An 11,006-nucleotide genomic window follows, 5' to 3' on the forward strand; every position below is an offset into this window, starting at 1 on the left:
CCTCAGGGCAGCCCCGCGACCACGCCTCGCCACCAGCGGCCGCCCGGCCAGCGGGGGCGACGCCGGCGCGAGCGGCGTCATACTGATTTGCCGCAATGGGCCGCGCCAGGGACCTTCGGCCCGGCGAGTAGCCTGGACAGGCGGTAGCGGAAGGGCCTTTCGAAGGCCCCTTTCGGCAAAGTGAAGTCTCCACCTGGATAGAGGCGATTGGCCCCGTGACAGCACCGACGGTACCCGCGTCAGGACCTGACTTCGGAACCAACGAGTGGCTGGTGTTCGAGATCTACCAGCAGTACCTCGCGGATCCGGACAGCGTGTCACCCGAATGGCGCGAGTTCCTCTCCGACTATCACCCGAGCGCGCCCACCGCGACCGACAACACGGACCCGGAGAGCGCTCGCGCGGTCATCGCCACCACGCCAGCCGAGCCACAGAGCCCCGCCGCCCAGGCGCCCGCCGCCCAGGCGCCCGCCGCCCAGGCGCCCGCGGCCCCAGCCGCCGCCACGCCGTCCGCGCCCACCCCGGCCGCGGCCCCTGCCGCCCCGCCCGCGCCCGTGGCTCCTCCGCCGGCCCCCGTGCCCGCCGCGAAGGCGGCGCCGGCCCCCAGCGCGCCGCAGGCCTCCCCCGCCAGCCCCCCCGGTTCCGCCAATCGGGCAGCGGCCCAGACGACGCTGCGGGGCGCCGCGGCCCGGGTCGTCACCAACATGGAGACGTCGCTGCACGTGCCGACGGCAACCTCGGTGCGCGTCGTGCCGGCCAAGCTGATGATCGACAACAGGATCGTCATCAACCGCCACCTGGCTCGCTCCCGCGGCGGCAAGATCTCCTTCACCCATCTCATCGGCTTCGCGATGGTGAAGGCGCTCGTCGACTTCCCCGAGATGAACAACTCCTACGCGGTGGTCGACGGCAAGCCGGCGCTGGTCACGCCGGGGCACGTCAACCTGGGCCTCGCCATCGACCTGGTCACGTCGAAGGGCCGCCAGCTCGTCGTCGCCGCGGTCAAGGAAGCCGAGGCGATGGACTTCGCCCAGTTCTGGGCCGCGTACGAGGACATCGTGCGCCGCGCCCGCGCGGGCAAGCTCACCACCGACGACTTCACCGGCGTCACGATCAGCCTGACGAACCCGGGCGGTCTGGGCACCGTGCACTCGGTGCCGCGGCTGATGGAGGGCCAGGGCACGATCATCGGCGTCGGCTCGATGGAGTACCCGGCCGAGTTCGCCGGCGCGTCCACAGAGACGCTCGCCCGCATGGCCATCTCCAAGGTGACCACGCTGACCAGCACCTACGACCACCGGATCATCCAGGGCGCCCAGTCGGGCGAGTACCTGCGCCGGGTCCACCAGCTGCTGCTCGGCGAGGACGAGTTCTACGACGAGATCTTCCGCTCCCTGCGGGTTCCGTACGAGCCGGTCCGCTGGGTCACCGACATCCCGACCAGCCACGAGGGTGACCTCGACCACAGCGCCCGGGTGCAGGAGCTGATCCACGCCTACCGCGTGCGCGGCCACCTGATGGCGGACACGAACCCGCTCGAGTTCACCATCCGCAGCCACCCGGACCTCGACATCCGCAGCCACGGCCTGTCACTGTGGGACCTCGACCGGGAGTTCCCGGTCGCCGGGTTCGCGGGCCACCGGACGATGACGCTGCGCGACGTGCTCGGGGTGCTGCGCGACTCGTACTGCCGCCGGGTCGGCATCGAGTACATGCACATCCAGGAGCCGGACGAGCGCCAGTGGATCCAGGCCCGGGTCGAGCGCTCCGCGGAGCGGCCGGACCCGGCCGAGCAGCTGCGCGTGCTCGAGCGCCTCGGCGCGGCGGAGGCGTTCGAGTCCTTCCTGCAGACCAAGTACGTCGGCCAGCGCCGCTTCTCGCTGGAGGGCGCCGAGTCCGCGATCCCGCTGCTCGACGAGGTCCTGGCGCGGGCGGCGGGCACCGGCATGGACGAGGTCGTCATCGGCATGGCGCACCGCGGCCGGCTGAACGTGCTGGCGAACATCGTCGGCAAGTCCTACCGGCAGATCTTCGCCGAGTTCGAGGGCCACCTCGACCCGCAGACCGCGCACGGCTCCGGCGACGTGAAGTACCACCTGGGCGCCGAGGGCGTCTACAGCGGCCCGGACGGCAGGAAGGTGCCGGTCTCCGTGGTCGCCAACCCGTCGCACCTGGAGGCGGTCGACCCGGTCCTCGAGGGCGTCGCGCGCGCCAAGCAGGACATCCTGGACAAGGGGCCGGAGGGCTTCACCGTCCTGCCCGTGCTCGTGCACGGCGACGCGGCGTTCGCCGGCCAGGGCGTGGTCGCCGAGACGCTGAACCTCTCGCAGCTGCGCGGCTACCGCACCGGCGGGACCGTGCACCTGGTCATCAACAACCAGGTCGGCTTCACCACCTCGCCGACCTCGGGCCGCTCGTCGGTGTACGCCACCGACGTCGCCCGGATGGTGCAGGCCCCGATCTTCCACGTCAACGGCGACGACCCGGAGGCCTGCGTCCGGGTGGCGACGCTGGCGTTCGCCTACCGGCAGGCATTCCACAAGGACGTCGTGATCGACATGATCTGCTACCGGCGCCGGGGCCACAACGAGATGGACGAGCCGTCGTTCACCCAGCCGCTGATGTACGACGAGATCGCGGCGAAGCGCTCCGTGCGCAAGCTCTACACCGAGGCGCTCATCGGCCGCGGGGACATCACCCGCGACCAGGCCGAGGAGGCGATGAAGAGCTACCGCCTGGAGCTGGAGAAGGCGTTCGCCGAGACCCGCGACGCCACCGGCGACCGGCCCACCCCGCAGCCGCGCATCGTCACCACGGCGGAGGACGCGGCCGCCGCCGCGGCCGTCAGCACGGCGGTGCCGCTGGAGGTCGTCAAGCAGGTCATCGACACACAGGTGAACCTGCCGGCCGACTTCACCATCCACCCCCGGCTGCGCCCGCAGCTGGAGCGCCGCGCGCAGATGGTCGAGACCGGCGCGATCGACTGGGCGTGCGCCGAGACGATCGCGCTGGGCAGCGTGCTGCTCGACGGCCGCTCGGTCCGGCTCACCGGCCAGGACAGCCGGCGCGGCACCTTCGGCCAGCGCCACGCCGTGCTGGTCGACCGCTACTCCGGTGAGGACCACGTCCCGCTGCGCACCCTGCGCCGCGCCGACGGCGGCCCCGTCGGCACGTTCTACGCCCACGACTCGCTGCTGTCCGAGTACGCGGCGATGGGCTTCGAGTACGGCTACTCGGTCGCGCGCCTCGACATGCTCGTCCTGTGGGAGGCGCAGTTCGGCGACTTCGCCAACGGCGCCCAGTCGATCATCGACGAGTTCCTGTCGGCCGGCGAGGCCAAGTGGGGCCAGCGCACCGCGCTGACACTCCTGCTGCCGCATGGCTACGAGGGCCAGGGCCCCGACCACTCGTCCGCCCACATCGAGCGGTTCCTGTCCCTGTGCGCCGACGAGAACATGACGGTGGCGTACCCCTCGTCGGCGGCGAGCTACTTCCACCTGCTGCGCCGCCAGACGCTCTCGCCGGTGCGTCGCCCACTGGTGGTGTTCACGCCGAAGTCGATGCTGCGGCTGAAGGCGGCGACGTCGACCGTGCAGGAGCTGACGTCAGGCTCGTGGCGGCCGGTGATCGACGACGCGACGGTCACCGACCCGGCCGCCGTGCGCCGGGTGCTGCTGTCGGCCGGCAAGGTGCACTGGGACCTCGCCGACGCGCGGAACAAGCGGGACGACAAGGGCCAGTTCGCGCTGCTCCGGGTCGAGCAGCTCTACCCGACCCCCGGAGCGGAGGTCGCCGAGGCGCTACGCCGCTACCCGAACGCGACCGACATCGTCTGGGTCCAGGAGGAGCCGGCGAACCAGGGCGCCTACCCGCACATGGGCCTGCACCTGCCGGAGCACCTGCCGGCCGGCCTGCGGCTGCGCCGGGTCTCCCGCAAGGCCTCGGCCGCCCCCGCGTCGGGCTCGTCGAAGGTCCACGAGAAGGAGCAGCGCGCTCTCATCGAGGCCGCCTTCGCGGCCTAAGGCGGTGGCGCGTAGGACCTGGGATCCGGCGGGGCGGTTTCGGCCCGCCGGATCCTGGCGTTCCGGGACGGCCAGGGTTTGCTGGCACGGCCCCGGGCACCGCAACGCGGGGTAGGACAAGCCGGCCCGGATGCCCCCGGCGGGCCGGCGAGGATGGAACGTCACGGCGATCGGTGGGCGAGGGAAGCGAGCGGGCGATGTACTTCACCGACCGGGGGATCGAGGAGCTGGCCGCGCGCCGCGGCGAGGAGACCGTCACCCTCGAGTGGCTCTCCGACGCCCTGCGTACCTTCGTCGACGAGCACCCCGAGCACGAGGCCGCCATCGAGTCCCTGGCCACCTGGCTGGCCCGCCCCGACGACGATCCCGACCTTTAGGACGCAGTTCCGCCGGCCGGGCAAGAAGAGAAAACAAAACGGGCGGTTTCGAGCGCCAGAATAGCGCTCACGCGCGAGCCGATTACCACCCCGCCGCGGTTTGCCGAAATTGTCTGCTATGCATGACGGATGCGGGCATATATTGACGAGTCGTACGAGGCCGGACCGAACGGCCTCTACGTCCTCGCGGCCGTCGTCGCCCATGACGACGACGCCGAGGTCCGCGAGGCCATGTTGGCCCTGCGCGAACGCTGGCGTGGGACGGCGAAGCTCCATTTCCGCGACGCGGAGCCAGCCCGTGTAACCGCATACCTGGACGCCGTGGCGGCAATGGATCGACCGAAGATCGTAGTCCTCACCCGGCCATGTATCCGGCCAGAACGTGCCAGCCGCAAGGCGATGGAACGATTTCTTTGGGAACTGAAAGGTCGAGTCGATGCCATCGCGATCGAATCACGTGGCAAACAGCAGAATCGCGACGACGCGACCATACTGGCAGCCTTACGAGAACGGATCGGCAGGTTTCGCTACGACTTCCCGCTGGGCACCGAGGAACCAACACTCTGGGTGTCCGACATTCTGGCTAGCGGGGTCTTCCACGCCCACCGACGAGACGAGGCCTGGATACTCGGTCGTCTCGGCAAGATAGAGCAGCACGTGGTAGATGCTCATTGAAGGACCTAGCTCAGACAGCGCGAACGCCGGGGTCCCACCACCGCGGGCTCACCCGGCGCCACTTTCGGCAAGTCAACACCTGCCAACGCCGACCAGTATACGCGGGTATACGGCTCACGCCGCAAGGCCTCACCGGGTCAGGGCGAGCCGGCCGACGGTCTTGCTCTGAGCGACGACGGGCGCGCCGGAGGTCACACGGCCACGGTGACGGTGTTCGACGGCGCTCCTCTGCCGGCGCTGTTCGACCCGGCGATCCGGAACTCGTACGCATGACCGGCGACCAGCTGCTGGACGGTGTAACACAGCTCCTTGATCGGGTAGGGCATCGTCGTCCACGCCTCGCTGGCGGTCACGTCCCGGGACTCCAGCACGTACTCGGCGGCGTCCTTGGCCGCCTGCCAGCACAGGTCGGCCGTACCCTGGCCGGGCGCGGCGGTCAGGCCGGCCACCGCACCAGGCAAAGGCATTCCCGGGGCGACCGAGGCCGTCACGGTGTTCGACGGGGCTCCCCTGCCGGCGCTGTTCGACCCGGCGATCCGGAACTCGTACGCATGACCGGCGACCAGCTGCTGGACGGTGTAACACAGCTCCTTGATCGGGTAGGGCATCGTCGTCCACGCCTCGCCAGCGGTGACATCGCGGTGGTCGAAAAGGTAAAGGTTCGCTCCCGACGCCGCGTGCCAGCACAACTCGACGGTCGCCGCGCCAGGCACGGCGGCCAGGCCATTCACCGCGCCGGGCAGGGGCGGGCCCGCTGTGACGGTGACGGTGTTCGACGGTGCGCCCCTGCCGGCGCTGTTCGACCCGATAATCCGGAACTCGTACGCATGTCCGGTGAGTAGCTGTTGAACGGTGTAGCACAGCTCCTTGATCGGGTAGGGCATCGTGGTCCACGTCTCGCCGACGGCCACGTCCCGGGACTCCAGCACGTACTCGGCGGCGCCGTCGGCCGGCTGCCAGCACAGCCGCGCGGTTCGGGTGCCGCTGGAACCGATGAGCCCGGCGACCGCTCCCGGCGGTGTGCCCGTCGGGAGCGGATCAGCGCCCGATTCGAGCACCGTGCCGCCGGCGGTGGTCGTGAGCGCGCCCGGCGCTCGTGCCGGCGGCCTGGCTGGGTCGGACGGCCCACCGGCGTCCACCCGCGGCGCGAGCAGCCCCGTGGCCGCCGCCGCGAGTGCCGTCGCGAGGATCACGGCCGGCAGCCGCCGGCTACTGAACAGCCAGCCGCGCAGCAGGCCCGCCGCCAGGCCGATCTGGGTGGCCACGGCGGTGCTCAGCCGGCCACCAGGGCGCCGGCCGCTGGCGGGCGTCACCACCGCTGGATCCTCCCAATCCGGGTTCTGAGCCCCACCGATGACGAGCGGCACAGGAAAGAACGGCCACGGGCGGCGGCCGAACAAGCGACCACCGCCACACGTGGCACCGCCAGAGGCAGATGTAGCGGCGACCGCGCCAAGCCGCCAGCGTGTTCGCCTTCCGATCCCAGCATAATTGCCTCGAACTGTCCAATATCCACGCAGTCTCTAGCCTATTGTCAGCTTTGCATTCCCGACAGGAGCCCGGATCGGCATCCGGCGAGTTCACGGGATGCGGTGGGTGCTCGGGCTGGGCCGTCGAACGGCGGAACTAAGGGGGCGAAGCAGACCGTGACCGCTGACGTCGACGGGTCGGGCGGCCGCGTGGTGGCCGGCCGGTACCGGCTGCTCGAAAAGCTTGGTTCCGGCACGCATGGCACCGTGTGGCGGGCGTTCGACGGCGTTCTGGAGGTACAGGTCGCCGTCAAGGAACTGCGGCTGGACAACTCGGCTGGCGACGCCGACGACCACCTAGCGTTCACCCGGGTCGAACGTGAGGCTCGCATCGTCGCGAAGCTGCGAGATCATCCGCATGTCGTCACGGTGCTCGACGTCGTCTCGGATGGTGGCCTGCCATGGATCGTCATGGAACTCGTCGAGTCGAGGTCACTCGCGCAGCTGGTGCGCGCGACCGGCCCGCTGCCGCCGGAGAGGGTCGCGACCATCGGAGTGGCGGTGCTCGCCGCGCTCGTCGCGGCGCATGGCCTGGGTATCACCCACCGGGACGTCAAGCCGGCGAACATTCTGATCGGCGACGGAGGCCGCGTGGTACTGGCCGATTTCGGAGTGGCGTCCCACGACGGGCAGCCGACGATTGCCGGCGGCCCGGTGGGCACTCTCGCCTACATCGCGCCGGAGCAGTTCGCCGGCGTGCGGGGGAAACCGGCCGGCGACCTGTTCTCGCTCGGTGCCACGCTCTACTTCGCCCTGACCGGCGCATCCCCCTTCAGCCGGTCGACCGAGGCGGCGACGATCGAGGCGGTGCTCCACCACGTTCCCACCCGCCCGGCCGGCCCGGATCGTTTGGTGGATGCCGTGTTGGGGCTGCTGGTGAAGGACCTCGCCGGCCGGATCACAGCGGACGAGGCCGCCGCCGCCTTCACCGCCGTCGCCGCGGAGCAGGCGCCAGCCGCCGCCGCGCGGGCGCCGGTGGCCGGCCTGACGGGTTCGTCACCATCGGGCCCCCAGGCTGGGCCGGGCCTTCTGGGCATACCGGGCACGGCCGCCACGTCGCCCGGACACGGGGCGGAGCAGGTCGGCCCGACGGGGGGACCCAGTACCGAGCCGGTCACGGCGACGGGGCCGCGGGCGCGGCCATCCGGGCTTGGCCCGGCCGGCCTCGCCCGGTCCGACCGGTCCGCGCTCGACCGAGCGGTCGGCGGGTTCCTGCTGGCCGCCACCGTGGTGCTCGCGCTCGCTCCGTGGCCGGCCGCGAGCCTCGCTGGCCTCCCCTGGTGGGGCTACTCGGCCGCGGCCGTCATCACCGTGTTCTTCGGCTCCTGGGCGGTCGCCTTCGGCACCGTCCTGATCCGGCCGTCCGCGCTCAGACGGTGAGGACGAGCTTGCCGAAGATCTCGCCCTGGGCCATGCGCTCGAAGGAGGCGCGGGCGTCGGCCAGGGGGCGGACGTCGTCGATCAGCGGCCGCACGCCCGTGCGGTCGAGGAAGTCGACGAGGGCGGCCAGTTCGTCACGGGTGCCCATCGTCGAGCCGACGATGTTGAGCTGTAGGAAGAACACCCGGTTCAGCTCGGCCGGCGGGTTCGGGCCGCTGGTCGCGCCGGAGCAGACGACGATGCCACCCGGGCGCAGCGACTTCAGCGAGTGGCTCCAGGTGGCCGCGCCGACGGTCTCGATGACCGCGTCGGCCCTGGCCGGCAGCCGGGCACCCGACTCGACCGCGGCGTCGGCACCCAGCTGCAGCGCCCGCTTGCGCTTGGTCTCGTCGCGAGAGGTGACGAAGACGGTGTGGCCGGCGGCCTTGGCGAGCAGCAACGCGGCCGTGGCGACGCCGCCGCCCGCGCCCTGGATGAGCAGCGTGCCGCCGCCCCCGGCGGACAGCCCTGACTTGGTGAAGACCATCCGGTAGGCGGTGAGCCAGGCCGTCGGCAGGCAGGCCGCCTCCGCCCAGGAGAGCGACGCGGGCTTGGGCACGAGGTTGCGGGTGGGTACCGCGACCCGCTCGGCCAGCGTGCCGGGGTGCAGCTCCGAAAGCAGCGTTCGCTTCGGGTCCAGGGTCTCGTCACCGCCGCCGGCCGCGGGATCGCCGATCACCGCGTGGACGATGACCTCGGTGCCGTCGGCCGTCACGCCCGCGCCGTCGCAGCCCAGGATCATCGGCAGGCGCTCGGCAGGCAGGCCGACGCCGCGCAGGCTGAACAGGTCATGGTGGTTGAGAGCGGCGGCCCGCACCGAGACGGTCTCCCAGCCGTCCGGCACGGCCGGCTCCGGCTGCTCTCCCACGGCCAGACCGGCCAGCGGGTCGGACGGGTTGATCGTCACTGCGGCGGCGGCAAGCACGGACAAACCGTAGGGCGCCGAGTCAGGCGACGCCACCGGAAGTCCCGGGTCAACAGGACAGCTGGTGTCCAGTACCGGTCGATGGGGGGAGGCTGGGTCGCGGTCTGTCGCCGGATGTGCTGGACTCGTCATCATGGTGGCTCTTGAACCGACGTGGCCCCCGACCGGTCCCGTGGACGCGGGCCTCCCGACAGCTCAGCCGTCCATGCCACCGACCCGCGCGGCGCGCCCGCTGACGGCCGAGCCCGCCGAGGCGGCGCCGGCCGCTACACAGCCCCAGGCCGCCGCGCAGCCCGCGGCATCCGAGCCCGCGGCGGCGCCCGGACGGGAACGGTCGACGCGCGGGCCACGCTGGCGCCGCCGCCGGCTGGTGCTCGACCCGGAGCCGCCGACGCTGACGTTCACCGAGGACGGCCGCCCGGTGATCACCGTGACCCCGACCGACTTCGTGGCCTGTTCCTACAAAAGCTGCGGGACGTTGCGCCCGATCGAGGAGGTCACCGCGAAGGCGCCCTGCCCGGGCTGCGGCAGGCGTTAGTTAGGCAGGGCGCCGCGCGCCCTGCCTAACGCGCCTCCGCCTTACCGGCGGGCGACGCCGTCCGCCTTGGCCGCGGCCGCGACCGCGGCGGCGACCGCCGGGGCGACGCGGGTGTCGAACGGGCTCGGGATGATGTGGTCCGGCGCGAGCTCGTCGGCGATGACGTCGGCGAGCGCGCGGGCCGCCGCGAGCTTCATGCCCTCGGTGACCCGGCTCGCCCGCACGTCCAGCGCGCCCCTGAAGACACCGGGGAAGGCGAGCACGTTGTTGATCTGGTTCGGGAAGTCGCTCCGGCCGGTGGCGACGATGCTCGCGTACTTGCGGGCGACCTCCGGCTGGACCTCCGGGTCGGGGTTGGCCATCGCGAAGATGATCGAGCCCGGCGCCATGGTCGCGACCGCCTCCTCGGGGACGGTGCCCGAGGACAGGCCGATGAAGACGTCTGCCCCGGCCAGCGCGTCGTTGATCGAACCCGTCAGCCCGGTCCGGTTGGTGACGGCCGCGATGTCCGCCTTGACCGACGTGAGGTCGCCCCGGTCGGCGTAGATGATCCCCTTACGGTCGCCGACCGCGATGTCGCCGATGCCGGCGGCGAGAATGATGCGGGTCACCGCGATGCCGGAAGCACCCGCGCCCGACACGACAACCCGCAGGTCCGACAGCTGCCGGCCGGTCACCCGGGCGGCGTTCTCCAGCGCGGCGAGCGCGACGATGGCGGTGCCGTGCTGGTCGTCGTGGAAGACCGGGATGTCGAGACGCGCCTGCAGGCGCCGCTCGATCTCGAAGCAGCGGGGCGCGGAGATGTCCTCGAGGTTGATCCCGCCGAAGCTCGGCGCCATCCGGGCGACCGTGTCGATGATCTCATCGGCGTCCTTGGTGTCCAGGCAGATCGGCACCGCGTCGACACGGGCGAAGTGCTTGAACAGGGCCGCCTTGCCCTCCATGACGGGCATGGCGGCGGCCGGGCCGATGTCACCGAGGCCGAGCACGGCGGTGCCGTCGGTGACCACGGCGACCAGGTTGCCGCGCCAGGTGTAGTCCTCGGCGAGGGCCGGCGTCTCCTCGATCGCCAGGCACACCCGGGCGACGCCGGGCGTGTAGGCGAGGGAGAGGTCGTCGGCGTTCGCCAGTGGCGACGTCACTTCGAGCGCGATCTTCCCGCCGCGGTGCAGCGCGAACACCGGGTCGTCGTCGGACACCCGCGGGCTCACGGGAACGGGCATGGCGCCCGCGACGGCACTGGAGGACTGGTCGAGGATCGGGTGGTCTGCGGTCGCTGTCACGGAAGTGCTCCTGGGTACGGGCGGCCCGGCTGCCTACGTACGGCCCGGGGTCGTCGAGGGGCTGTTGTCTGCGGTGGTCCGGGGGTCGCCCATCGTGAGAGGTGATGCCGGGCACAGCCCGGCGTCCGGGGCCGGCGGGCCGTCCCCGTGGGCGGAGCTCTCAGCCGCGAGGAGATGACCTGAGCGGCTCACCCGCCAGTCTGCCGCGCGGACCAGCGGGAACCCCGGCGGCAAGCGG

General features: G+C 71.7%; 8 protein-coding genes. 5 read left to right on the forward strand and 3 right to left on the reverse strand.

Translation table 11 applies throughout. The annotated features are described in order from the left end of the window. The first annotated feature begins 215 nt into the window (after positions 1–215). The 3 genes from QOZ89_RS16195 (at position 216) to QOZ89_RS16205 (ending at position 5,074) form a co-directional block, all read left to right on the forward strand. Positions 216–4,022, forward strand: coding sequence for a multifunctional oxoglutarate decarboxylase/oxoglutarate dehydrogenase thiamine pyrophosphate-binding subunit/dihydrolipoyllysine-residue succinyltransferase subunit (locus QOZ89_RS16195; protein WP_071050005.1), 3,807 nt, complete (start codon positions 216–218; stop codon positions 4,020–4,022). A gap of 197 nt (positions 4,023–4,219) precedes the next feature. Beyond that, on the forward strand, positions 4,220–4,399 hold the full coding sequence (locus tag QOZ89_RS16200; protein ID WP_071050055.1) for a DUF6104 family protein: 180 nt from the start codon (positions 4,220–4,222) through the stop codon (positions 4,397–4,399). 129 nt (positions 4,400–4,528) lie between these two features. Further along, positions 4,529–5,074, forward strand: coding sequence for a DUF3800 domain-containing protein (locus tag QOZ89_RS16205; protein WP_071050004.1), 546 nt, complete (start codon positions 4,529–4,531; stop codon positions 5,072–5,074). Between the two features lie 191 nt (positions 5,075–5,265). Here QOZ89_RS16205 and QOZ89_RS16210 read toward each other — a convergent pair whose 3' ends face one another. Further along, a complete protein-coding gene (locus QOZ89_RS16210; protein WP_071050003.1) occupies positions 5,266–6,390 on the reverse strand; it encodes a fibronectin type III domain-containing protein in 1,125 nt (374 codons plus the stop codon). A gap of 330 nt (positions 6,391–6,720) precedes the next feature. Here QOZ89_RS16210 and QOZ89_RS16215 point away from each other — a divergent pair, with 330 nt between their 5' ends. Continuing rightward, on the forward strand, positions 6,721–7,983 hold the full coding sequence (locus QOZ89_RS16215; protein ID WP_071050002.1) for a serine/threonine-protein kinase: 1,263 nt from the start codon (positions 6,721–6,723) through the stop codon (positions 7,981–7,983). Here the strand turns inward: QOZ89_RS16215 and QOZ89_RS16220 are convergent. Then, on the reverse strand, positions 7,973–8,947 hold the full coding sequence (locus tag QOZ89_RS16220) for a zinc-binding dehydrogenase (protein WP_071050054.1): 975 nt from the start codon (positions 8,945–8,947) through the stop codon (positions 7,973–7,975). The two genes, QOZ89_RS16215 and QOZ89_RS16220, sit on opposite strands and share 11 nt — an antisense overlap. 205 nt (positions 8,948–9,152) lie before the next feature. Here QOZ89_RS16220 and QOZ89_RS16225 point away from each other — a divergent pair, with 205 nt between their 5' ends. Further along, complete coding sequence (locus QOZ89_RS16225; RefSeq protein ID WP_071050001.1) at positions 9,153–9,485, forward strand: hypothetical protein; 333 nt, start codon at positions 9,153–9,155, stop codon at positions 9,483–9,485. A 41-nt stretch (positions 9,486–9,526) separates the two neighbouring features. On the opposite strand, the gene QOZ89_RS16230 is transcribed toward QOZ89_RS16225, so the two are convergent. Continuing rightward, positions 9,527–10,768: an NAD(P)-dependent malic enzyme gene (locus QOZ89_RS16230; protein WP_071050000.1), complete on the reverse strand. Its 1,242-nt coding sequence runs from the start codon at positions 10,766–10,768 to the stop codon at positions 9,527–9,529. Positions 10,769–11,006 lie beyond the last annotated feature (238 nt).

The sequence above is a fragment of the Pseudofrankia coriaricola genome (assembly GCF_032027725.1).
Classification (GTDB): Bacteria; Actinomycetota; Actinomycetes; order Frankiales; family Frankiaceae; genus Pseudofrankia.

Coding starts and splice junctions, on each gene's coding strand:
- QOZ89_RS16200 (WP_071050055.1), top strand. CDS start 4,220: ATGTACTTCACCGACCGGGGGATCGAGGAGCTGGCCGCGCGCCGCGGC.
- QOZ89_RS16205 (WP_071050004.1), top strand. CDS start 4,529: ATGCGGGCATATATTGACGAGTCGTACGAGGCCGGACCGAACGGCCTC.
- QOZ89_RS16225 (WP_071050001.1), top strand. CDS start 9,153: ATGCCACCGACCCGCGCGGCGCGCCCGCTGACGGCCGAGCCCGCCGAG.